This is a genomic window from Acinetobacter sp. GFQ9D191M (genome assembly GCF_011174875.1).
GTDB lineage: Bacteria > Pseudomonadota > Gammaproteobacteria > Pseudomonadales > Moraxellaceae > Acinetobacter.
On record NZ_JAALGV010000124.1, the window covers coordinates 1 to 25332 of the forward strand.

Below are 25332 nucleotides of genomic sequence, written 5' to 3' on the forward strand. Positions count from 1 at the left end.
AAATCTGCTAGTCTAGAGCCTCAATAATTTTGATCAGAATAAAGACAAGCCAGAGGAAGAAAGTATTCATGAGTTTCGCTGCCCAAATCAAAATCCCAGCCACTTACATGCGCGGAGGCACCAGTAAAGGGGTGTTCTTTAAACTGGACGATTTACCTGTTGCTGCACAACAGGCAGGCCGGATTCGGGATCAGCTGTTATTAAGAGTGATCGGCAGCCCGGATCCTTATGGCAAGCAGATTGATGGTATGGGCGGTGCCAGTTCAAGTACCAGCAAAACCGTGATTCTGTCTAAAAGCCAGCAGGAAAATCATGATGTAGATTATCTATTCGGTCAGGTATCGATTGATCGCCCTTTTGTAGACTGGAGTGGTAATTGTGGCAATCTGACTGCAGCAGTTGGAGCATTTGCGATTTCCAATGATCTGGTCGATCCTGCACGTATTCCTGAAAATGGACTGTGTACGGTGCGAATCTGGCAGGCGAATATTCAGAAAACCATTATTGCCCATGTACCGATGCAGAATGGTCAGGTTCAGGAACTAGGCGATTTTGAGCTGGATGGCGTAACTTTCCCAGCAGCTGAAGTACAGATTGAATTTCTGGATCCAGCCGATGATGATGCTGAGGGCGGTTCAATGTTTCCGACCGGAAATTTAACCGATATGCTGGAAGTACCGAATATTGGCAGCTTTGAAGTGACGATGATTAATGCCGGGATCCCGACAGTTTTCTTAAAGGCAGAAGATCTAGGCTATAACGGTACCGAGTTACAGGACCATATCAATAATGATGCAACTGCCTTGGTGAAGTTTGAAACCATCCGAGCCTATGCTGCTCAACAGATGGGGCTGATTCAGGATATTAGTGAAGCTGTTACACGTCAGCATACGCCAAAGATCGCTTTTGTGGCTCCACCAAAGACTTATACGTCCTCTAGTGGTAAGGAAGTCACTGAAGCAGATAGCGATATTCTGGTCCGTGCCTTATCGATGGGTAAGTTGCATCATGCCATGATGGGAACAGCCGCTGTAGCGATTGGAACAGCGGCAGCGATTCCGGGAACCTTGGTTAATCGTGTTGCAGGTGGCGGGGAGCGTGAATCAGTCCGCTTTGGTCATCCTTCCGGTACCTTAAGAGTGGGTGCGCAAGCAGTGCAGGAAAATGGGGAATGGAAAGTGAAAAAAGCCATTATGAGTCGTAGTGCTCGTGTGCTAATGGAAGGTTGGGTGCGTGTCCCTGAAGATGTTCTCTCTTAAAATTATTCCTTGAGAAAATTAGCCTAAGTAAAACCATCAGTTCTCTGGTGGTTTTTTATTGATGCAGATTTTCTACCTCAAATTTTCAGTCTCAATACAGAATTATGAAACAACATTTGGATTTAAGACTGAAAATTCAAAGCAATTCTAGGTACAATACCTGATAACAGACAGGCACTTATAAACTTGTCATTTTATTATTCTGGCTACGTATTCGAGGCGAATGTGTCATCTATCACTGACGTATCAACCCATGCACTAACTCAAGCACAACAACGGATTCAACATGATTTAATGACTGCTTTGGAAGCCTTTTCCATTCCAGAACCGTTAAAGTCGGCAGTACATCATGCCGTAATGCTAGGAGGAAAGCGGGTACGTCCAGCGCTCTGTTATGCCACTGCTGCATTAAAGCCGAATCAGAATAGTGCTGCGGTACGCCGTGCCGCAGTTGCGATCGAGTTTATTCATTGCTATTCACTGGCACATGATGATCTGCCATGTATGGACAATGACTTGTTACGTCGTGGTCAGCCAACCTGTCATGCTGCTTTTGGTGAAGATACGGCTCTTTTGGCGGGTGATATTTTGCAATCTATGGCGTTTGAAATTCTGGGTAGTCGTCTGTTTGATCAGGGGCCTGCAGTAGAACCTGCGATTGTCTTGAAGCAGATGCAGATTCTGGCGACTGCTTCCTCGAAAATGGTCAATGGTCAGGTACTGGATTTACAGGCCGAAGGCAAAAAAATTGATCAGGAAGCACTGGAGACGATTCACCGAAATAAAACCGGTGCCTTGATCAGTGCAGCGATTATGATGGCAGCGGTGACGATCTTTGAAGGGACTGATGTGGCCATTCCAAAACTGCGTGAATTCGGGCAAGCGATTGGTCTGGCTTTCCAGGTGCAGGACGATATTCTGGATATTATTTCTGATACAGAAGTGCTGGGTAAAACCGCGGGCAAGGATGAACAGGTGGAGAAGTCAACTTATCCAGCATTAATGGGTTTAGAGAAAGCCCAGGCCTATGCACAGCAGTTACATGATCAGGCGATGACTGCACTGAATCATTTTGAAGGTCAAGCTGATGACCTGATGCAGATTACCCAGTTCCTGCTAACACGTAAGAGCTGATTTAAATAAACTAATCTTCCTGAAATTAGCTTAAAACGAGCATAAAAAAGAGGACTTAAAGTCCTCTTTTCTTTTATATTGAATTACTTGCTTTCGTTATACAGACGTTCTGCCTGTTCAAAGCGTGTTGTAATTTCAGCTGTTGGTGCTTTGCCTAAGAGACTTACAACTACAATCGCAATCCAAGAACAGATAAAGCCTGGAATAATTTCATAGATGCCGGCTGGAATAAAACCAAGACCTGTTCCACCAACAGTATTCTTCCACAGAATCACCATACATGCGCCAACGATCATGCCTGCCAAGGCGCCATTCAAGGTCATGCGCTTCCAGAACAAAGACAGAATAATCAGTGGACCAAAAGCAGCGCCAAAACCTGCCCAGGCATACGCCACCAGACCCAAGACTTTAGATTCAGGATTACCAGCCATCCAGATTGCCAATAAAGCAATGAGAAGCACCATCAAACGACCGACCCAAACCAGTTCTTTTTGTGAGGCATTTTTACGTAGGAATGATTTATAGAAGTCTTCAGTCAGGGTACTTGAACAAACCAGTAACTGACAGCTAAGCGTACTCATCACCGCGGCCAAAATTGCCGCCAGAACCACACCGGCAATCCATGGATTGAACAGGATTTTAGTCAGTTCCATAAACACGGTTTCAGGATTGGCATTCACCACAGCAGCGAGTTCCGGATGTTGCTGGAAATAGGCAATACCAAAGAAACCTGCGGCCACTGCACCACCCAAACAAAGCGTCATCCAGGTCATCCCGATACGGCGTGCATTTGGAATCGACTTCACTGAATCGGCGGCCATGAAACGCACTAAAATATGCGGCTGACCAAAATAACCCAAACCCCATGCCATTAATGACAGGATCGCGATGGTACTCAGATCACCGACCAAGTTCATGGCCTGTGGACGTGCGGCTTCCAAAGCGAGCGTAACTTGCGACATATCTGAAAAAGTCAGGATGGTTACGATTGGCGTAAGAAGCAGGGCGAAGATCATCAGGGTTGCCTGAATGGTATCGGTCCAGCTGACTGCCAGGAAACCGCCAATAAACACATAACTGATGGTTGCAATCGCACTGATCCAGAGCGCTGTGCTATAAGACATGTCGAACATGCTTTCGAACAGACGTGCACCTGCCACCATGCCTGAAGCACAGTAAATTGCAAAGAAAATCAGAATGACAAATGCAGAAACCACACGCAGCACTTTTTTCTGATCGTTAAAACGGTTCGAGAAATAGTCCGGCAGGGTCAGGGCATTGTGCTGGACTTCGGTATGGACCCGTAAACGGCCCGCAACCAGCAGCCAGTTCAGCCATGCACCGATAATCAGACCAATCGCAATCCACATTTCAGACAGGCCAGAAAGATAAATTGCGCCTGGCAAGCCCATCAGCAGCCAGCCACTCATGTCGGAAGCCCCTGCAGAAAGTGCAGTTACGAAACTACCTAAACGTCGGCCCCCTAAGATGTAATCAGAAAAGTTGTTTGTCGCGCGGTATGCCATCAGGCCAATTACGACCATGCCGACAATATAAAAAAGAAAGGTAATTAAGGTTGGATTTAGGGAGCTCATACGGTATCCATTTTTAAGTTGGACAGTAGATCGAAACAAGGATTATGACAGATGCGAAAGACTTTAATCCGAAAGCCAGGCAACATCGAATCCAGAGGATTTCAAAAATAAACGCGAAATTTAACCATAAATTCACAATCTTTGCTGAGATTTTCTTATTTTGAAAGAAAATAGGCAACCAATTGGCTGCCTATTGTGAAGTATCTCTGAAACTTAGTGACGTCCCATCACACCGCGAATGGTATTCAGCACATCGGCAGGCAAGACCACAGTCTTGGCATTTGGAGACTTGGCCATATCCTGCATGGCTTTGACATATTGTTCACCCAACAGATAAGCCACAGGAATTTCCTTATCGCCAATTGCCTGACTCACCATATCAATCGCACGCTGTGAAGATTCTGCCAGTACGACTTGTGCTTCTGCATCACGACGTGACGCTTCCAGACGACCATCAGCTTCCAGAATGGCGGCCTGTTTTTCACCATCCGCTTTAGTCACGGTTGCACGACGTTGACGCTCTGCCGCTGCCTGTTCTTCCATCGCCGTCTGCATGGTTACAGAAGGTTTAATATCCTGAATTTCAACCGTCTTTAAGGTGATTCCCCAGTCTGAAATATCATCAGAAATGCTGGACTTTAAACGTGCCTTGATATGATCACGCGAAGATAAGGCATCATCCAGATCCATTTCACCCACGATTGAACGTAGCGAAGTTTGTACCAGGTTCTGAATTGCCCATGAGTAGTTCTCAATCCCGTATACCGCTTTTTCTGGAGTTGTCAGGTTGATATAAGCTACCGCATTCATCAGCAAGACAGCGTTATCACGGGTAATCACTTCCTGAGAAGGAATATCCAGAACGATATCTTTGGTGGTGACTTTATAAGCCACTTCATCTACATAAGGAATAACAAAATTCAGGCCAGGATTAAGTGTGGTGTGGTATTTACCCAGACGTTGTACGATCCATTTATAGCCTTGTGGAACAATTCGTACACCTTTAAAAATGGTAATCGCAACAAAGGCCAAGAACGCAATAACAATGATAGTGCCAGCAGACATAATTTATTCACCTTTTTCGTTTTGATATTGAGTGCTGTGGGGCTGTACAACCAGGTCATTTCCCAAGATATCGACAACACGGACACGATCTCCAACCTGAACTTTATCCAGAGCACGGCAATCCCATTCATCCGAGCCTAGAACGGGTAGCGGAAAACGGACCCGGATCTGATCCTGTTCAAGATCGGTCTGAATCACCATGCCAATTTGGCCAATAGTGGCTTCGCGCGACAGGCCGGCTTTGGTCTTGTCGATAGAAAGCGGCTTGATAAACTTAAACCAGAGCAAGGTACAAAGAATAGACAGGATGATCCAGGTCAGGATCTGGGTGGTCAGTCCCATCATCGGGAACATCCAATACAGAACGCCGACCATAATGGCACCAATCCCGAACCAGAGGGCAGCAAAAGCGGGCAGGAGTAATTCTGACAGAATAAGAAGTATTCCCAATACAAACCAGTGCCAAGGTTCAAGAACTAATTCCATATCGTGACCTATATTGCTAAGTATTTAATTAATCATCATCTTTATATGATTTACTTCCAATGTAGCAGATGCTGCAGCAGATGAATATAAAAAATTTCTGATTAAAATTTTGCCGGTCGTGCAGGCTTGAATGCAGCCGGAGACTGCCTAAAATCACTGATGGCTTTTTCAATTGAACGGATTTTCAGTTGCGCGGCTTTTTCACCTTCAAGAATGGTCTCATTGCTGGCTTTTAAATCCAGCGTACCAATATGACCTACTTTAGGCTGGATCACGATATTAGCTTGCCTGAGTTCTTCATTGATACTTTGCTGACCCATAATATTAATCGTCTGGTCCAGTACGCCCCACATGTTGAGTGCTTTATTGCTGTCCGGACGTGCAGATATATCTACGGCAATAACAATATCTGCTCCCATATCTTTGGCCGTTTTTACTGGAATTGGACTAACCAGACCGCCATCGACATATTTTGTACCGCCAATTACAGCGGGCACAAAGACATTCGGAATACTGCAAGAGGCACGCACGGCTTGTCCGGCATTGCCTTTGATAAAGTCAGCTTTACGGCCATTGTCTAGGCGGGTTGCCACTGCCGCGAAGCGAATCGGGAACTGTTCAATCGGTTTATTCGCCACATTTTTATTGACGAAATCCTGCAGTTTCTGTCCGGCAATAATCCCTTGGCGGTTCAGGGTTAAATCACGAATATCGGATTCTTTAAAGTTCAAGGCGATTTGCTGCAACTGATAAGGAGATTTGCCGCTGGCATATAGACTGCCCACGAAGCTTCCGGCACTAGTTCCAGTAACAATCTTCGGTTTGATGCCGTGCGATTCGAGGACTTTGAGTACCCCGATATGGGCAAAGCCTTTGGCACCGCCACCACCGAGCGCAATAGCCACCACAGGTTCACGAGCCTGAAGAGGAGTAGAGGTTGTTGGGGTTTTAGTAGCTTTATCACATGCTGCAAGGCTTAAACCCAAGCAGCCAATCAGAGCATAACGGGTTAATTTCATTATAAAAACTGGTGATTAAATCAACAAAATTCAGGCTATCACATCAAAAAAAGCCAGTTTTGCCTAGTCTTTTTTCAAAAGCTTTTGTAACGGCTTGGCGACCCAATCCGGATTTTTGGCCGAAAATTTACCTTCATAATGCTTATAGATCTGTTCCAGATCATATTCATAATCACCTGTCAGGTGATATACACCGAGGATATGAACGGTCTTGATGTCATAGTCAAAGGAAAACATCACAATCGGCAAATGGGCTGCCTTGGCAATATGATAAAAACCACTGCGGATTTTTTCTGGCGCCTTGCGAGAACCTTCCGGTGCCATACCTACCCAGATTCGGTCTGTCTTATTAATCACGTCAACAATTTGTCGGGTGTGACCTTGCGGTGTATCGCGTACTACAGGAACTACACCGATCCATTCCAGAATGGGTTTAAGTGGAGTACGAAACAGGCTGTCTTTACCAAAAATCGTAATCTGAATACCCAGACCGAGTAGAGCATTAAAGCCTAACCAGGCATCGATATTCGAGGTATGTGGGGAAATAATTGCCACTGCTTTAGGCAGGTTAGGGAACTCGCCTTTGAGCTGCCAGCCCTGAGCCAAAAATAGCTGTTTAAACAGGATTTGGCTCAGTTTACCTCCGCGGGAGGGAACCAATGGAGGGAGTCTGGGGAAACGTGTTGTACTCATCGATGTCTCATCCTGAAACGTATTTTTCTTTATTTTTGATCATATTAGACTGTTGTAAAATCTGGATCATTGGCAAAATGTATAGCGATGATGGATGCTTTTAGCATTTTTACCTTAAGGACCTGCGCTGAATATGCGGAATACTTATATTTTATTGTTTTCCCTATATTGGGCACAGGGGCTTCCGGTCGGGTTTATGACCCATGCCTTGCCGGTCATTCTGCGAGCTGAAGGCGTATCTCTGGCACATATTGGTGGCTTTGGCCTGCTCATGCTGCCATGGTCGATTAAAATCTTCTGGGCACCTTTAGTTGATCGCCATGGATCAAAAGCTAGAGGTCATTATCGAAGCTGGATTATTCCTTTGCAATGGCTTTCTGTCGCTGTACTGATTGGGCTGTCCTTCTTGCCGATCCAAGCCTTAAACCAGCCCCTGTTTCTGCTGACCTTTTTTATCACGTTGTTAGTGATGAATGGGATCGGCGCTACTCAGGATATTGCTACCGATGGACTGGCAGTCAATATTCTAAAAAATGAACAACAGCACTGGGGTAATACCTTTCAGGTGATTGGCTCCCGCTTGGGCTTTATTGTTGGAGGCGGGGCAATCCTGTGGTTACTCGACTTTTTGCAATGGCAGATGACCTTTTTGCTACTGGCAGCTCTGGTCTTTCTGAATACTTTACCGGTGTTATGGTTTAAAGAACCAGATCATCAAAAGATGATTTCTTCATCATCCGAGAAATTACCTGCACGGACTAGAATAAAAACTTATTTTCAATACTTTTTAGCTGATTCTACCTTGGCGACATGGCTACTGGTTTTACTAACCTTTAAAGTGGCGGATGGTCTGTCTGGGCCCTTATTAAAACCTTTGATGGTCGATTTGGGACTGAGTTTTAGTCAGATTGGTATTTATGTCACCATACTTGGCGCTTTTGCAGCGTTGATTGGCGCAGGGCTAGCAGGCTGGTGTTTGAAATACTGGTCTCTTAGCTGGAGTTTAATGATTTTCTCTATTCTGAAAATACTCAGTCTAATCGCTTATGCCTGGCTGGCTGCACAATATGAAGCCCAGAACAAAGTAGCAAACTGGATCATTTATCTTATTAATGCTGTTGAAGATATGGTATCGGCCATGCTCCTAGTGGTTATGCTGACCTTGGTGATGCAATACAGTCGCAAGCATCTGGCAGGGACTGATTTCACCTTTCAGGTCGCCTTGATGGCTACTATAAGCGGGGGACTTTATAGCCTGAGCGGGCTATTAGGGGACGCTTTGGGTTACCAAAACTATCTAAATTTGATCGTAATTATTGCGATTTTTTGCCTGATTCCTATTTTCCGATGGATGAAAATGGCGAAAAATATTTAAAATCTCTTATGAATAAGTAAGTTAATTCACTCCCCACCTAAAGTATTAAAAAGAATATGTAAATATTTTTTTAATAATTTTGTAATATAGACGCCGTGTGTATTATTTGTAACAAAATAAGTTAAAGGATTTTTTAATGAAAACTAAGTTAGCAACAGCAATCGCACTCAGCCTTTTAGCAGGGACTACATTTGCAGCACCAACTTTCTATGGTGAAATTGATGCGACAGTAGATTACTTACCTGAAGACAATGCCAGCGGTAACCGTGACGTTGTAGAATTAAATAGTAATAACTCATTTATCGGTATTAAAGGTGATGAAAAACTGACTGACCGTTTAAGTGGTCTTTATCAAGCGGAATTTACATTCTATGTAGATAATGGGGGAAGCAGCGATACATTTGTACCACGTAACCTTTTAGTCGGTTTAAAAGATGAAAAATTAGGTGCAGTAAAACTGGGTAAAATCGATACGCCTGTAAAACAGTTATCTGCGACAGTTGACACTTTCAATAACTACGTTGCAAATAAGGCAGACGTAAATGGTATTTTTACTGGTGAAAACCGTATTGATAACGTAGTTGTTTATGAAGCTCCAGCACTCGCTGTAGGTGAAGGTAAAGTTAAAGCTACTGCGTTATTAGCTTCAGGTGAAGCGGGTGGCATATCTAAATCTAATGGCGGTTCTAAAGTTGCAGGTCGTGGTCTAGGTGATGCATGGTCGGCATCTGTAGTGTACGACAGCAAACCTGTAGTTTTAGGTATTGGTTATGATAAAGCGATTCCGTCAAACTTTGCGGGTGTGGGTATCTTAAACACTGCGAGAGGTGAAATTGGCGATAGTAGAGCAATTTTTGCTGCTGCGAATACAATCCGTGCTATTGGCCGTGTAAACCTTGATGGTGGTCTGTCTCTACGTGCTCTATATCAAACTTCAGAAGTTGAAGATGTTGCTGGAAATGATGTCAGTACAAACCTCGCTGCTGATGCAGCAAATATTGATGATGCACAAGGCTGGTTAATTGGTGCTGAATATAATCTGCCAAATGCAAAAAACTGGACAGTAAAAGGTCAATATAGCCAGAACACGACTGAGTTTAAAATAGGTGATGACTTCGAAGCACAACAATTTTTATTAGGTGCTGATTATGCATTCTCTAAACAAGTCAAAGCATATGGCTATGCAGGTGCTTTATTCCTTGAAAGAGGTGCAGCTGAAACTAAACAACCAGTAGTTGGTACAGGTATTGAATACAAGTTCTAATTTTAGAACAAAATAAAAGCGGTGCTTCGGCATCGCTTTTTTTATGCCTAAAACAACAAAACTTAGCAATTTTAGGTCTAATCCTGAAAGTTCCCAGCTGTTACCATGACAGAAAACCTTCTATTCCTTTTTTAATTATGACCATTCAAGCAGTTCTATTCGATCTCGACAATACCTTGACGCACCGTGACCTGACGACACAGGCCTATAGCCGTTATCTGGCAGAATATTATGCTTCAGCATTTGCACAGGTTGAGCTTGAGAAAATTATCGAAATTGTACGACGCATTGATAATGGCGGTTATCCGAAAAAGGAATTGCTGACTCATGGCAGTATTGGCGCTTCAGCTGCATATGCATTGTTGCAGGAATTATCCTGGTTAATTCCACCAGATCTAGAGGAGCTAGCGCAGTTCTGGTTCAGCGAGTTTGGACGTTTCGCCGTAGAGATGCCGCAAGCAGGGCAAGTATTAAAACAGCTTAAAACTGAAGGTTATCGCTTGGCCATTGTATCCAATGGCGGACATGAGACCCGATTAAATACCATTCGCGGTTTAGGTATTGCAGAGTATTTTGATGAGATTGTCAGTTCAGGATTGGTCGGCTTTAATAAACCGCAACCGGAAATTTTCCAGATTACCGCAGAGCGTTTAGGCGTACAGCCAGAACAATGTCTTTATATTGGTGATCATCCTGTTAATGATGTTCAAGGCGCAACAGCCGCAGGTATGCTGCTTTGTGGATGCAAGGTTTCCATCCGGATGCTGGGCATATTCAATACAAGATTCAGCAACTACCAGAAATATTTGATCATTTACAAAGGCTTAAGCAGCTCTAAGTAATCCGGTGGCTATTCATGGCTTTTGCCCATTGGTGAGAATGGCAGCGTGGACAAGTCTGTTCTGCTTCTTTTAAATGCTGGACTTGACCGCAATAAATACAGGCATAAAGCTCTTCTGGCCTGACTTCTTTGACAATGCAGCAGGATTTAGGAAAAAGTGGGAGTCCATACCGGACATCATCTGGATGGAAATACAAAATGCTGAATTTACCGTCAGTTTCCAGTAAACCTAGGCGCACCTGACCTAAATGTTCAATGCCTTGCTGACGCATCTCAGCAAAGAATTCATCATGGGACATTTTACCTTTTTTAATTTCATCAATGACCAGTAAACCATCTTCCACAATATGAATTGGCTTGCCTTCGAGCAGGTCTTCAAACCATTGAAATTTCATCATGAGCCAGGTGGTCAGACGATACAGGAAAATGATCACCGACATGATCAGTGCTGCCTGAATCAGGGGAAGATCTTCTGTAAACATCGGATCGCCGGCAATAGAACCTAAGGCAAGAATGATGGTGACTTCAAAGATCGAAAGTTGTCGTACCCCACGTTTACCTGTCAGCCGCAGAAACAGGATAATCATCGCGTACATGACTACGCAGCGTAGCAAAATCTCTGTGGCAAATTCCCAGGTCGTATCATTTATAAATATGGTGGCCCAGTCCATTGTTATTATTTCCAGAACACTCTTTGTTTCGAGTCTAGCAATCTCAGCTGTTAATTTGCTGCTGTAATTGTGTAAGTTTTTGAATAAAAATAAATTATGTTTTTTGAATATGATCGCTGTGAATAAAAGATATAGCGATTTTGAGAAAATAAGATAGATATTTCATGTAAATATTGATTGATTATTCAACAGATTAAATTTGAACCAGTTCATATTTTACTCTGTATGACTTTTAATCAGTATAAATAATATCCTGCTGAAATATATCAAGATAAAATCTGAGTAATTTCCTAGGAATAATGAGAACTATTTAATGATTTGTAATCAAATAACGTGATACTTATAAATTTCTGTATGTTGTGGCCTGAAAAATATAGCGATTAAAGCAAGCTAAAAATCTGTTTTTTAAATTAAAAATATTGATTTTGACTTCCAAGAAAGGATGTATTGTGAAAAAGATATTCACGCTTTTAACGGTTATGGGCTTAAGTACAGCGGTATTTGCAGATGCAGACTGGAACTATGATCAGCCTGAACAGTGGTCGACTCTAAACCAGAAATATTCAGCCTGTAATGGATTGAACCAGTCACCAATCAATATTGAGCGAACTGTCAAAGCCGAACTGGAACCGCTCAAGTTTAGCTATAACACCATGATTCACGCAATTGAAAATAAAGGTCATACCGTTCAGGTAGACTTTGCCCAAGGCGGAGAATTACAGCTGGATGGTGAAACTTTTGTGCTGAAACAGTTTCATCTACATAGCCCAAGTGAGAACCTGATTAAGGGCAAGAGCTATCCTCTAGAGATTCATTTTGTCCATGCCAATGCTCAAGGGGAACTTGCTGTAGTGGCGATGATGTTTGAGCAGGGTACAGAAAATCCGATGCTTAAACGTATGTGGAATCGCTTGCCGAAAAAGCAAGGTGAAAAAGTCGTCTTGAAGAAACCGCAACCTGTAAATGAGATGTTGCCTAAGAATCTGGATTATTACCGCTTTAGTGGTTCGCTGACCACACCACCATGTTCCGAAGGTGTGCGCTGGTTAATTCTGAAAGAGATCCAGCAGGCCTCAAAGCAACAGATTTCAGAATTTTCCAAGCTAATGGGACATTCAAATAACCGTCCGGTACAGCCCTTAAATGGCCGTGTGGTACTGGAATAATAAACAGCAGCATGGAAAAAGCAGACACAGTTCTGCTTTTTTTAATTCTGATACAAATTTCAATAGCCTAAGATGAAAAGAACTTTGTGGCGAATGCTGAAAGAATTAATATAGATTAGATTTCCTTGGGTCTTTCTGCTGCCATGCTCTTTGACTTAAAAACCATGATCCAGCCATTCACAGCACTTTCGCCACAGCAGAAGAAGCTGGATCGTCTGATTGATAAAATCGAACAGCAGAAGTTGGAGTTAAAACAATGGCAACAGGCTGAAGAAGACCTACAGCAATATACTCATAAAACTTTCATCCCGGTCTATCATGAATTGCATGGTGTGCTGTTTGAGCAGCTCGAACAGCTCTGGACGCATTTACAGGAAACAGATTTTACCAAGGCCGAGTTGATAGTGCTGGATGAGAAGATTCAATACCTGGCAGATTATCTGCAAGATTCTCAGGCGATGTCAGCGCAAGAAGCCAATAAGGTAAATGAAATCTTCACTTATTATCAGCAACGCGCTGAACATGCTCAATTCAGAAAAAGCCAGAAAAAGACCAATGAACTGGAAAGGTTTTTTAAGAATGAAAATGTCCCAGATCCGGCAGATGCTGAGGGATTTGAAGAATGGGCCTCTGATCATTTTCAGCAAATCCGCGAGCAGGCCAAACTAAAACGCCAGCAGGAAAAACAGGAACAGGCGGCTGCGATGGCAGAGCAGTCAGTGAAATCTGTATATTTAAAGATTGCTGCGGCGATTCATCCGGATCGTGAAGCAAATGATGTAAAAAAGATTAAAAAAACTGAATTGTTGCAACGTGCCAATGAGGCCTATGCAGAACAAGATTTGTTTGCTTTATTGAAAATGCAGCTTCAGATTGAGCAAGACCGAGATCCTTCGCAAAAGAGTTTAAGTGCAGAGCAAGTCAAGCTATATCAACTGGCTTTGGAGGCGCAGAGCCAGAAGTTACAAGAGCAGATTGATGCATTGATCAATAGATTGGTCTGGTCATCGAAAACCAGAATTGCAGTCAAAAAGGCGAAAGGCAAGGTTCAAATTGCTGATCTGTATAAGCAGATTGATGAAGATACTTCCACTATCAAGCAGCAGATTAAAGTCGAAAAAGAACGCCTGATGTATATCAAAAAGGTGAAAGGATTAGAGATGTTTTTAAGGCATGGGATGCTTTAACTTAATTAGAAGCACTTCTCCCTTTGGGATGAGAAGCGCTGCTTCGCAAAGGGGTGAGAGTTAGCCATCCCAATCATCATCTCTTCCATTAGCTTTATTTTCGAATCCTTTTCTGAGCATTTTGATTAAGTCATTTTCCTCTTCTGAAAGAATAGAAAAATCAGCAGAGTTGATTATGTTTGATATGCGAGGAATGTTTAAGAACTTTATAACAGTATCAGCTTTAATATATCTTTTGACATGAGGTTTAGTATAGGAACCGCCATAAGATGTAGTACTTTGGATCATTGTCTTAAGTATCTTTAGAATGCCTTGTATATCCTGAGTTTCGGATTCAAACCAATTAAGAGTATCAGAAGAGTTCCCCCATTCTATCCAAAGATACATAAATGAACGGAATGATGGGTTTTTAATTATAGACTCAGGGTTTGAGATACAAAATTGACTTAATTTAAGAATAAAATCTTTTTTGAGTTGTTCAAAATCTGAATCATCTAATAGGGTATCAGCATTATTATCTCTAGATTTATGTTCTTCAATTAGAATATCTTTAATAATAGAGAAATTTGAATATTGATTAATGTAATTAATTAGAAGTTTAGCTCTCTCTTGTCTGTTCTCAATACTTTCTAAGCACCAGAATGATAATCTGAATAAGCGTCTTTGTGCTGTAAAGAAAATAGAACTGCTTGATTCAATATTTACCTCTTCACAAGTATCAAACATTGCATAAAGGTATGATTCGAAATTTTCTTTAGGAACTTGTTTGCTATAAGCTTCAAATTTAGATAAAAAATCTTCTAGTACGTTTCTTGCATCTAAGGCAAGGATTTTCTCTTTAAGTTGTGTTCTATTACTTGCTTGTTGCAAGAAATCTATAAAGTCTGATGTAGAAAAACTTTCGCTATCAAAACTAAGTTTAAAATACTTATCAAAATGGTCTTTATGGCATACTCTGAGTTGAGTAAACCATTCTTGATATGAACTATAATCATGATAATAGTTACTTATGATCCACTGAGTAGTAGGAAAGAGGGTTTTTAAAATACCTTCGACAGATTCTCTATTTTTCTCAGATGCGCTCTTGAAAATATCTTCAATTATTCGTGAATATTTTACTTTATCTGTTTGATTGTTACTCGAGACAGAACCTAAAGAGGTAAAAGCTTTTTTAGAGTTGGAAAGTTTGCTATAAACATTCGGCTCAAATACTCTTAAGCATTCAATGGCTATCAAATCTATTGGATCTGCTTCAAAAATATCATTATTTTTAAAAAGATTAAAGTTAAAGCATAGAGTCGAGTTGAATCTATAAACATTTCTTAAATTATTGAAATAGTTTTTTAAACCGTTATGATAAATTTCCACCCATCTTTTTTGATCAAATTTTTTGTCTGCATCAGTATGACTATTTATCACACCTTCTAGTAGATTAACTAGAACTCCATGGACTTGTTTTAATTGAATTTGTGGAATTGTAAAAGGTATTTGAATAATTTTTTCTAGATAGTTCTCGCCAGATTGCGTTATATCAGTGAGCTTTTTTTCAACTATATCTTTCTGAAATAAAAGTAAAAATATTACATTAGGAAAATCAGTATTTGCTTTAATTAATTGAAAGATCATTCGCAACTCTACAGTTGTTAGGCGATCAATATCATCCATAACGATTAAAAGAGGAGTTGTCCTACTCTTCAAAGCGGTAATTAATTCCTCACGAATTTCTACTAAGGTTTTTTCATTTAGCTTAGCCTTTTGACTAGAATTTTCTGACATTTTACCTAGTATGTCACTTCCTTTCTCAGTAACTGACATAAGAATAGGAATGAGTGATGTTAAGGTCGTAATGAGTAACACTAATTGTATATTATCAGTAAAATAGCTACTTACTAGTCCTGTACCTAAAATTGCAGTAGTTAATAAAGGAACGAAAAGATTAGCACTTTTAAAAATCGTGTGAGCTGTAGAAAGGTGATTACCATACTTAGCAAATATATTTGCCAAATTTTGATCTTCTTTAGATGAGTCTTTCCTTCCAATAGATTTTGATATTTCATCAAAAAAAGCTTGAACAATCTTATCCTGAGCTGACCATTCCCAAGGTGAAAACTCTATAATTGTGGGTGGGGTGTCTTGCTTTTTTGAATAAGACAATGCCATATTTTTAATTGATGATTTTCCTGAGCCCCAATCTCCATGCAACGCAATAACTAGACTTTCATCACCTTTCCATTGAGAAATAGCATCACTTAAGTTTTTTGCAAAATCAGCTCGACCTAATAAGTCCTGTTCTAAATTTCTAATTGGTCTATCAGCAGAAAATGCGTATTTATCTATATTTGTCATGTTGGGGTATTTATAAATTTTTAATCAAATAATTCTATCAAATATCATTATGATTCAAAAAAAAATCCCCTCAAATTTGAGAGGATTTTAGCTTATTTTTTAAACATTTAATAAGAAATTAAAGCGCTGCAATCTGCTCCATATTCGCTTTAATTTTCGCTAACTGGTCAGCAAACTCAGCCAGTTTCGCACGTTCACCTTCAACCACAGCCGCAGGTGCTTTTGCAACGAAACCTTCGTTAGAAAGTTTGTTGGCAATCTGGTCATGCTGTTTTTGAACCTTGTCTAAGTCCTTTTGTAGACGACCCAATTCCGCTTTAGGATCAATCAAGCCCTTCATTGGAACGAATACAGACACGTGACCAACGACTGAAGATGAAGAGAGCGGAGGTTGCTCGCCATCAGCCAGGAAGGTGATACTTTCAACTTTCGCCAATGCTTTGAACAATGCTTCAATACGAGTAATCTGTGCTTTTTCAGCTTCAGTGGTGTTCTGAAGAAGAACAGGTAATAGGCGTGCATTACCTAAGCCCATTTCACCACGGATGTTACGTACCGCACCGATCAGACCTTGCAGCCATTGCATATCTGCTTCAGCTTGTTCGTTGATCTTCGCTTCGTCAGCAACAGGGTACTGAGCCAGCATGATGGTTTCGCCAGAGATTCCCAGTTTAGGTGCAAGCGTTTGCCAGATTTCTTCAGTCAGGTAAGGCATGATTGGGTGAGCAAGACGTAAAGACGCTTCCATCACAGCCAATAACACACGACGAACTTCAGCTTTACGCTCTTCAGATACGTTTTCATCGTTTAGAACCGGTTTAGTCAGCTCGACATACCAGTCACAGTATTCATTCCAGATGAACTCGTAGATCGCTTGCGCAGCCAGGTCTAAACGGTAAGTCGCGAATGCTTGCTGAACTGCTTGTTCCGCTTTTTGCAGACGGCTCACGATCCATTGTTCAGGCAATTCCCAAAGATCAGGACGTGCAGTTTGACCAACGGTTTGACCTTCCACGTTCATCATCACGAAACGAGTACCGTTCCAGATTTTGTTGGCGAAGTTACGGTAACCTTCCACACGTTTCATGTCGAATTTGATGTCACGGCCAGTATTGGCAAGCGCACAGAATGTGAAACGAACTGCATCCGTACCGTAAGCCTGAATACCTTCAGGGAATTCTTTACGGGTCGATTTTTCAATCTTCGCAGCCTGTTTAGGGTTCATCAGACCGAAAGTACGTTTTTGTACCAAGGTTTCCAGATCAACACCATCAATCAGGTCTAATGGGTCAAGCACGTTACCTTTAGACTTAGACATCTTCTGACCTTCGCCATCACGTACCAGACCGTGTACATACACAGTTTTGAATGGTACTTGTGGTGTGCCATCTTCATTTTTCATGAAGTGCATGGTCATCATGATCATACGGGCAACCCAGAAGAAAATGATGTCGAAACCAGTGACAAGAACATCAGTCGGGTGGAAAGTATTCAAGAAATAGTTTTCTTTATCTTTCGCTTCGTCGCCAGTCCAGCCTAGAGTTGAGAATGTCCACAAACCAGAAGAGAACCAGGTATCCAGTACATCTTCATCCTGTTTCAATTCAACTTCAGGTGCAATACCGTGTTTCGCACGAACTTCTTCTTCGTTACGCCCGACAAATACATTGCCTTCAGCATCGTACCAAGCCGGAATACGGTGACCCCACCACAATTGACGCGAGATACACCAGTCCTGAATGTTGTTCATCCATGACATGTACATGTTGCTGTACTGCTCAGGAACGAACTTGATACGGCCATCTTTAACCGCTTCAATCGCAGGTTCAGCCAGTGGAGCGATTTTTACATACCATTGGTCTGTCAATAATGGCTCAACGATCACGCCTGAACGGTCACCGCGAGGTGGTTTCAGTGTGTATGGTTGGATCTGATCTAACCAGCCTTCAGCTTCCGCTTGCTCAACCAGTTTTTTACGCGCTTCAAAACGCTCTAAACCAATGTAGTCTGCAGGCGCAGGGATGGTTTTAGAAATCTGTTCGCCCGCTTTCGCGATGTATTCAAACTCAGCCAGAACTTCGGCATTTTTGTTGAAGATGTTGATCAGTGCCAGACCACAGCGTTTACCCACTTCATAGTCATTGAAGTCGTGTGCAGGTGTAATTTTTACACATCCTGTACCGAATTCTTTTTCAACATATTCGTCAGCAACAATGGCAACGGTACGGCCAGTAATAGGCAATACGATATTTTTACCGACAAGATGTGCATATCGCTCATCTTCAGGGTTGACCGCAACTGCAGTATCACCGAGTAATGTTTCTGGACGAGTGGTTGCAACGACAATATGGTCTTTGCCATCTTGAGTGCGAAGCGATTTATCTTCAAAGAAATATTTGAAGTGCCACAATGAGCTTTGTTCTTCTTTATCAGATTCTACTTCAAGGTCAGACAGGGCAGTTTGCAGTTTAGGATCCCAGTTCACCAGACGTTTGCCGCGGTAAATCAGGCCTTCTTCATGCAGTTTCACGAACACTTCTTTAACGGCATTGGATAAACCTTCATCCATGGTGAAGCGTTCACGTGACCAGTCTACAGAAGAACCCAAACGACGGATTTGACGAGTAATGTTACCGCCGGACTGTTCTTTCCATTCCCAGACTTTTTCGATGAACTTTTCACGGCCCAGATCATGACGACTTACGCCTTGAGCACCTAACTGACGCTCAACAACCATCTGAGTTGCGATCCCCGCATGGTCAGTACCTGGCTGCCATAAGGTATTTTTGCCTGACATACGTTTATAACGAGTCAAGGCATCCATAATGGCATTGTTAAAACCATGACCCATGTGCAAGCTACCAGTGACGTTTGGCGGCGGAATCATGATACAGAATGATTCACCTTTTTGAGACGGCTTGAAGTAACCGCGCTCTTCCCAGGTTTGGTACCATTTTTTCTCGATCTCGGTCGGATCGTAGGTCGTAGCAATATTTTGCGCTGAATCAGTCATAGTCTAAACAGATCAAAAGTGGATAAAAAATTGCATCTATTGTAGCAAAAAAATCAAGGCATGCGGCAGCTTAACCAAAAGCAAACTTTCGCCAATTGGCAGTTGCCTGAACTCAACGTATGATAGATTGATAAAACGCGACTCATCGCAGACGATTAAAAAAAGGATAACAAGATGAGCTATAGCATTTCTCTCAAGATTCACCCCGATACCCATCAACGCTTTAAAGACCTGCATTCCCGATTTAATGCCGGTGAGCAGGAAAGCCTGGCCAAACTGCTCGGTGAAAATCTGGCCGATATTGCCTGTGAAATTATTGACCAGATTTTTGGTCGTGTGGTGCAGCTCTCTAGCTCCCCAGATCAGGAATCCGAAAAAGTCATTCAACAGATTTTAGAAACGACTCGCAAATATATGCCATGGTCGGTTTCGTTTTTTGGTAATGACCGACTGATTCCTATGGTGAACTATCTGTACAAGATGACCCATGAAAATGAAGATGGATACTTTGTTCGCTATCCGGTAGAACGCATGCTGATCACGGAACTGCTGGGCTGCGTGGAGCAGATGAAAAGTGGCAATAACCAGTATGTCTCACCGGCATTGAAAGCTTTTATTCAGGTGGTGGATCAGGGTGTGACGCATCTGGTGCGTGAACCAAAAAAGATGCTGAAATTTAATGTGGTGGTGGATAAAACATTGAATGGTGTGATTCACCTGACCACACAACTGGGTTATAAACGTTTTGATAAACTCGGTAGCCTCTATGATGCGGATACCATGAGTTATTATTTTGAGCAGTTGCTGGCATTTCTGGAAGATGAAATGCCGCCAGGAACACATTCATATAAAGAGGATGACAGGATTTAATGGCAAAACTAGAAAATTTACAGGGAAAAGTAGTCTGGATTACCGGAGCATCTTCAGGAATTGGTAAGGCACTGGCTGAAGAATGTGCTGCCCAAGGTGCACAGATAGTATTGACTGCACGACGTTTGGAAGAACTGGAAAAAGTCCGTTCAGGACTGGTGAATCCTGATCAACACATCTCAGTCGTGGCCGATATTACTGATGAAAGTCAGGTACGCACGGCTTATGAACAGGTGCTGAGTGAGAAAGGCCGCATTGACTGGCTAATCAATAATGCCGGACTCAGCCAGCGTGCCCTGATTCAGGAAACCACCATGCAGACTGAACGCGCCATTATGGAAGTCGATTATTTCTCTCAGGTGTTTTTCACCAAAACAGTTTTACCGACATTTTTAAAACAGAAATCTGGCCGGATTGCTTTTATTTCCAGTGTGGCCGGCCTGCTTGGAACTCAATATCGGGCGTCTTATTCAGCAGCCAAAGGCGCGATTCATATGTGGGCGAATAGCCTGCGCGCTGAAATGGCAGATCAGGGTATTCAGGTATCCGTGATTTTTCCGGGCTTTATTAAAACTAATGTGTCTTTTAATGCCTTAAATGGGGAAGGCAAACCTCAGGCCAAGCAGGATGAAGCGATTGAAAATGGCCTGGAACCGGCTGATTTTGCCCGTCAGACTGTAGAAGCGTTGAAACGTGGTGAAGAATATATCGTGGTGGGGGGCTCTAAAGAAAAACTGGGTGTTCTAGTGTCACGTCTATCGCCAAAAGTATTGTATAAGATGATTCGCAAAACTAAGGTGAAATAATCTGTTTGCAAGATCAAGCTGGTTGTCATCGGTTACAGGTTTATTGCTCGATAGAAATAGACCTGTAATCTGAAAATAGTATGCTCATCTTTATAATTTATCTATTTTAAGCTTCCTGATCTTGTCCAATGAATTCATTTATTTTCTCTATCTCTTTTGTCCATATCCCATTTTCACAACATAAAACTGCATAAAAGTAGCAAAACCGTCTTCAGTATTCAGTTTTAATAAAAATGATATAAAAGATTGAGATGGGAGCATTTGCCATGAAAACGCCAGTACCGGATTATTTGAATCATGTGCTTTCTGCTTGCCATGATAATAAAAAAGGCGCACTGGCGGATTATATTCCTGAACTCGCGTCGGTTAATCCTGACAAGCTCGGACTTGCACTATCGACTGTAGACGGGACCATTTATTCTGCCGGGGATGATGACGTTGAATTTACTATGCAGTCTCTTTCCAAGCCTTTTGCCTATGCGCTTGCAATCAAAGAGCTAGGGCTAAAACAGGTTCTGGAAAAAGTGGGTGTAGAACCTTCGGGAGAGGCCTTTAACCAGATTTCGTTGGAAAAAGAACGCAATATTCCCAAAAACCCCATGATTAATTCTGGTGCGATTACTACACATTCCCTGATTCCTGCCAAGAAAACGGTATCACGTGCTGAACAATTACGCCGTTTTTTAAGTGGACTGGCAGGACGTGAATTGTCCTTTGATGAGCAGGTGTATAACTCTGAGATTAAAACGGCTTTTCGTAACATGTCGATTGGCTACATGTTACGTACTGTTGGTGTGCTGGACGAAGATCCTAAAGAAATCGTGCATGGCTATATCAAGCAGTGCGCAATTAAGGTCACCGTCAAAGATCTGGCGGTGATCACCAGTATCTTGGCCAATGGTGGTGTGCATCCCAAGACAGGTAAGCGCATGCTGGATCGGGCTTTAGTCCGGCAATTGCTCAGTGTGATGTTGACCTGCGGTATGTATGATGCTGCTGGAGACTGGCTGACCACAGTCGGTATTCCGGCCAAAAGTGGCGTGGCAGGTGGCATTATTGGAGTGCTGCCAGGGCAAGTTGGGATTGCGGTATTTTCTCCGAAAATTGATGAGCATGGTAATAGTGTGCGTGGGGTCAGAATCTTTGAAAATCTGTCGCACGATATGGGACTGCATCTCATGGAAGGTACGCCGTCAGCACAGACCATTTTGCAAAGTCGTTACACAGTGGGGAAAAAGAATAACGTCGTGGTTTATGAACTGCGTGGCGTATTGCAGTTTACCGAGTCTGAAATGCTGCTACGCATTTTGCAGGATGAACCTGAAGGTAAAAGTACCATTATCCTCGATTTGACTAATCTCACTTTGATGCATGATGTCGGTGCCCGAATGCTGTTTGAAGGTGTAGATCGTTTAAAACAGGATGGACATAAAGTACTAGTCGTAGATTCAGAAGGTTTGCTGGATAAGGACCAGTTGAAGGGTAGAAAAAGGGTGGTGGTGACGGAGGAGTTGGAGAAGTTTTTGGAGAGATTTAAATAAAGGAATGGAATCCCCCTCTTGCGAAGCAATGCCTCTCACCTTTTACAAAGGGGGACTTCCCTCGAATTTAATGACAGCATAAAATTCGCGTAGTTCCTCCCTTTCTTAAAGGGAGGTTAGGAGGGATTAAACTAATTTAATAAGAATAATAATGAAACCCTACAATAAAAATTTAAAACAAGTATCACGCAATCTACGAAACAACATGACTGAAGCTGAAAAGCTGTTATGGTCACGACTTCGTAATAAGCAAATCTTAGGTTTGCAGTTTTATCGGCAAAAGCCAATTTTAAATTATATTGTGGATTTTTATTGCCCAGCAGTGAATCTGGCGATTGAGTGCGATGGTGATCAACATTTTACTGAAGAGGGTTTGGAGACAGATCGAATAAGGGATGAAGCATTGAGAGAGTTAAATTTAAGAGTATTAAGATTTAGTAATTTACAGATAATGAATCAGTTAGAAGAAGTAATTTCTGTAATATTTAAATATTGTAGTTAATCAAACAGAATCCCCCTAAATCCCCCTTTTACAAAGGAGGGACTTCATATGGATCTAATAACAATATTAAATTCGCGTGGTTCCTCCCTTTTCTAAAGGGTGAGAAGCACCGCTTCGTAAGGGAGGGATTTCTAATTATTTAATATGCTCAGCAATATCAGTAAAGATCACACCTAAACCATGTGCGCCAGCATCTGGATAACCCAGACTACGATCACCTACAGTCCCGGCACGGCCCATACGCGCTACGATCTCTTTAGTTGATTCCGCACCTTGAACTGCTGCTTGAGCACCTAGAACAAAGTTTTCTTTAAAGGTCTTGTCGATATTGGCAGACCATGAATCTGCACAAGGTACCAGAGCATCAATCAGGGTTTTGTCACCAACCACGGCACCACGACCGAATGAGCGTTCGCCTGTAATCTGAATGCCTTTAACAGCAGCTTGTAGCATGTCGGCAAAATCCGCCACGGTTAATGTAGTTTTGCGTTTTATAGCTTTACTTGCTGCACGGAAAGCAGAACCCCAGATTGGACCTGATGCACCGCCACAATGTTCCATGATGATCATGGAGCAGTTCAGCAGGAAATCATCCATCTGTTCAGCTTGAACCAGTTCATGCCATTGACGTTTTAGCTGTTTAAAGCCTTTAGCCACGCTCATACCGAAGTCGCCATCACCTGCATGAGCATCTAATTCACAGAAAGGCACTTCATTTTTAATGATGCAGGCACTCATCACATCGACCACATAGCGCATGTTTTCAATAGTGAAGTGTTCATTGGCAATCACCGCATGTTCAGGATGTGTTTCAACATCTGTATTTACTGTGCGTACAGCAGTTTGGTCTTTGGCAGCAAACTCAAATGGCAGTGCAGGTGAACCATCCATTTTAAATGCGGGAGTATTGGCTTCCGCATCCAGATAAGTTTTTAGTTCGTCATCCACTGCCAACAAGGAAACCGATGCACCTGCCATGTCGATACTGGTCATGTAGTTGCCGACAAAGGTACGGTAAATTTTGATGCCTTTACTTGCCAGATGTTCACATACATCGTTATTGAACACAAACAATTCTTGCAGTGGAGTTGTGCCAAAACCATTTACCAGAACAGCCACTTCAGTCAGGTTTGGACGATCCAGAAACAAGTCATCAACAATACGTTGTGCCAGTTCTTTAGACGGCAGGATTTTTTCACGACGGATGCCCGGTTCACCGTGGATGCCGACGCCGTATTCCATTTCATCATCAGCTAAAGTGAACGTTGGTGTGCCTTTGGCGGGGGCGGTACAAGAGGTATAGGCAAAACCAAGGCTAATCACATTGTCCGCAGCTTTTTGTGCAAGTTCTTTAACACGTGCCAGCTCATAACCTTTAGATGCAGCAGCACCGGCAATTTTATGGACGAAGACCGTACCGGCAACGCCACGACGGCCAACTGTATATAGACTGTCTTTTACTGCAATGTCATCAGCGACTTTCACGTAATCAACTTTAATACCATCTTCTGTGGCTAAAGCTGCACCATTCTGGAAATTCATCATATCGCCAGAATAGTTTTTGATGATCATCAAGACGCCTTTGTCAGTCGCGACTTGCTGTAAGGCTTTATAGACCTGAATTTGTGAAGGTGAGGCAAACACGTCACCACATATGGCAGCATCCAGCATGCCTTGACCGACAAAGCCGGCATGGGCTGGTTCATGACCGCTACCACCACCACTGATCAGGGCGACATTTTGGTGTTTTTCTTTTCGGGAAATGATTTTATAAGATTCATTAAATGCCAGTTCTGGATGTGCCAGGACAAAGCCTTTGCACATTTCAACAACGATGTTTTCAGCACCGTTCATGAGTTTCTTCATTGGAACACCAATAGTCATTGATTTGGGAGATAAATTTATTGGTCTATTATTCATGAAAGTGATGATTTTTGCAGACTTAAAAGTGTAAAAACGAATTGTTTGGGATTGATGGGCTAAAAAAGGGGCGCATATTTGATAAATTAAAGCCCTCCCAACCTCCCTTTTTCTAAGGAAGGAGCTGTCACGTAATTTATTTGTTTACATGGAGTCCCTCTCTTTGTTCTTGCGCCATATATGGCTCAGGGTTAGGGGAGATTCCAAAAAAAGAGAACAAAAATGAGACTCTATAATAAAAACTTAAAACAAGCCTCACGTGACCTACGTAACAACCTGACCGATGCTGAAAAGTTATTATGGTCACGACTTCGGAATAAGCAAATTTTAGGTTTGCAGTTTTATAGACAGAAGCCAATTTTAAATTACATCGTGGATTTTTACTGTCCCGCTGCTAATTTGATTATTGAGTATGATGGCAGCCAGCACTTTACGGATGAAGGTTTAGAAGCAGATCGAATTCGAGATGAAGCTTTGGCTCAATTTGGGTTGAAAGTATTGAGGTTTGATAATGGGCAGGTGATGGGGCGGATTGATGATGTAGCAAATGTAATTTATAAAGGCTCTAGACTAGCAAAA

Annotated in this window: 20 protein-coding genes and 1 pseudogene; 12 read left to right on the plus strand and 9 right to left on the minus strand. The window is 42.3% G+C overall.

Going from position 1 to position 25332, the window contains the following annotated elements; genetic code table 11:
- Positions 1-68: 68 nt before the first annotated feature.
- Together prpF and G5T77_RS15495 are read left to right on the plus strand one after the other, a co-directional pair.
- A complete protein-coding gene (gene prpF, locus G5T77_RS15490) occupies positions 69-1259 on the plus strand; it encodes a 2-methylaconitate cis-trans isomerase PrpF (protein WP_166138470.1) in 1191 nt (396 codons plus the stop codon).
- A 225-nt stretch (positions 1260-1484) separates the two neighbouring features.
- Complete coding sequence (locus G5T77_RS15495; protein WP_166138467.1) at positions 1485-2393, plus strand: farnesyl diphosphate synthase; 909 nt, start codon at positions 1485-1487, stop codon at positions 2391-2393.
- An 83-nt stretch (positions 2394-2476) separates the two neighbouring features.
- Here G5T77_RS15495 and putP read toward each other — a convergent pair whose 3' ends face one another.
- The 5 genes from putP to G5T77_RS15520 all read right to left on the minus strand — a co-directional run bounded on the left by putP (position 2477) and on the right by G5T77_RS15520 (position 7251).
- Complete coding sequence (putP, locus tag G5T77_RS15500) at positions 2477-3988, minus strand: sodium/proline symporter PutP (RefSeq protein WP_159122845.1); 1512 nt, start codon at positions 3986-3988, stop codon at positions 2477-2479.
- Between the two features lie 213 nt (positions 3989-4201).
- Positions 4202-5053: an SPFH domain-containing protein gene (locus G5T77_RS15505; RefSeq protein WP_005234507.1), complete on the minus strand. Its 852-nt coding sequence runs from the start codon at positions 5051-5053 to the stop codon at positions 4202-4204.
- Positions 5054-5056: 3 nt separating this feature from the next.
- Positions 5057-5539 (minus strand): NfeD family protein, encoded by a 483-nt coding sequence (locus G5T77_RS15510; RefSeq protein WP_166138464.1) that lies wholly within the window; start codon positions 5537-5539, stop codon positions 5057-5059.
- A 101-nt stretch (positions 5540-5640) separates the two neighbouring features.
- The gene (locus tag G5T77_RS15515; protein ID WP_004783071.1) at positions 5641-6558 is read right to left on the minus strand and encodes a patatin-like phospholipase family protein; all 918 of its coding nucleotides are present in this window, start codon (positions 6556-6558) and stop codon (positions 5641-5643) included.
- Positions 6559-6621: 63 nt separating this feature from the next.
- Positions 6622-7251, minus strand: coding sequence for a 1-acyl-sn-glycerol-3-phosphate acyltransferase (locus G5T77_RS15520; protein WP_166138461.1), 630 nt, complete (start codon positions 7249-7251; stop codon positions 6622-6624).
- Positions 7252-7384: 133 nt separating this feature from the next.
- On the opposite strand from G5T77_RS15520, the gene G5T77_RS15525 reads away from it, so the two are divergent.
- The 3 genes and pseudogenes from G5T77_RS15525 to G5T77_RS15535 all read left to right on the plus strand — a co-directional run bounded on the left by G5T77_RS15525 (position 7385) and on the right by G5T77_RS15535 (position 10728).
- On the plus strand, positions 7385-8626 hold the full coding sequence (locus G5T77_RS15525) for an MFS transporter (protein WP_166138458.1): 1242 nt from the start codon (positions 7385-7387) through the stop codon (positions 8624-8626).
- 136 nt (positions 8627-8762) lie between these two features.
- Complete coding sequence (locus G5T77_RS15530) at positions 8763-9890, plus strand: porin (RefSeq protein ID WP_166138456.1); 1128 nt, start codon at positions 8763-8765, stop codon at positions 9888-9890.
- 137 nt (positions 9891-10027) lie between these two features.
- Positions 10028-10728 (plus strand): annotated as a pseudogene (locus G5T77_RS15535) (HAD family hydrolase).
- Here the strand turns inward: G5T77_RS15535 and G5T77_RS15540 are convergent.
- Entirely contained in the window at positions 10725-11402 is a 678-nt protein-coding gene (locus G5T77_RS15540; protein ID WP_166138453.1) for a YetF domain-containing protein, read from the minus strand. The pseudogene G5T77_RS15535 and the gene G5T77_RS15540 overlap by 4 nt on opposite strands.
- Before the next feature lie 479 nt (positions 11403-11881).
- On the opposite strand from G5T77_RS15540, the gene G5T77_RS15545 reads away from it, so the two are divergent.
- Both G5T77_RS15545 and G5T77_RS15550 read left to right on the plus strand, forming a co-directional pair.
- A complete protein-coding gene (locus G5T77_RS15545; protein WP_166138472.1) occupies positions 11882-12568 on the plus strand; it encodes a carbonic anhydrase family protein in 687 nt (228 codons plus the stop codon).
- A 143-nt stretch (positions 12569-12711) separates the two neighbouring features.
- Entirely contained in the window at positions 12712-13755 is a 1044-nt protein-coding gene (locus G5T77_RS15550) for a molecular chaperone DnaJ (protein ID WP_166138450.1), read from the plus strand.
- A 60-nt stretch (positions 13756-13815) separates the two neighbouring features.
- Here the strand turns inward: G5T77_RS15550 and G5T77_RS15555 are convergent, their stop codons facing one another.
- Entirely contained in the window at positions 13816-16101 is a 2286-nt protein-coding gene (locus tag G5T77_RS15555) for a P-loop NTPase fold protein (protein ID WP_166138448.1), read from the minus strand.
- Positions 16102-16219: 118 nt separating this feature from the next.
- Complete coding sequence (locus G5T77_RS15560; protein ID WP_166138444.1) at positions 16220-19114, minus strand: valine--tRNA ligase; 2895 nt, start codon at positions 19112-19114, stop codon at positions 16220-16222.
- Positions 19115-19288: 174 nt separating this feature from the next.
- Between G5T77_RS15560 and G5T77_RS15565 the strand changes: the two genes are divergently transcribed.
- The 4 genes from G5T77_RS15565 to G5T77_RS15580 all read left to right on the plus strand — a co-directional run bounded on the left by G5T77_RS15565 (position 19289) and on the right by G5T77_RS15580 (position 22833).
- The gene (locus G5T77_RS15565) at positions 19289-19984 is read left to right on the plus strand and encodes a hypothetical protein (protein WP_166138442.1); all 696 of its coding nucleotides are present in this window, start codon (positions 19289-19291) and stop codon (positions 19982-19984) included.
- Positions 19984-20790: an SDR family oxidoreductase gene (locus G5T77_RS15570; protein ID WP_159122835.1), complete on the plus strand. Its 807-nt coding sequence runs from the start codon at positions 19984-19986 to the stop codon at positions 20788-20790. Before G5T77_RS15565 ends, G5T77_RS15570 begins: the two co-directional genes overlap by 1 nt.
- A 266-nt stretch (positions 20791-21056) precedes the next feature.
- A complete protein-coding gene (locus G5T77_RS15575; RefSeq protein ID WP_166138439.1) occupies positions 21057-22331 on the plus strand; it encodes a glutaminase in 1275 nt (424 codons plus the stop codon).
- Between the two features lie 151 nt (positions 22332-22482).
- On the plus strand, positions 22483-22833 hold the full coding sequence (locus G5T77_RS15580) for an endonuclease domain-containing protein (protein ID WP_166138437.1): 351 nt from the start codon (positions 22483-22485) through the stop codon (positions 22831-22833).
- Positions 22834-22968: 135 nt separating this feature from the next.
- Here G5T77_RS15580 and dhaK read toward each other — a convergent pair whose 3' ends face one another.
- Positions 22969-24699 carry a dihydroxyacetone kinase subunit DhaK gene (gene dhaK, locus G5T77_RS15585; protein WP_166138434.1) on the minus strand — a complete coding sequence of 577 codons (1731 nt, stop codon included), beginning with the start codon at positions 24697-24699 and terminating at the stop codon, positions 22969-22971.
- Positions 24700-24975: 276 nt separating this feature from the next.
- Here dhaK and G5T77_RS15590 point away from each other — a divergent pair.
- Positions 24976-25332, plus strand: a 357-nt coding sequence (locus tag G5T77_RS15590; protein ID WP_166138431.1) for an endonuclease domain-containing protein, incomplete at its 3' end; no start/stop codon positions are given.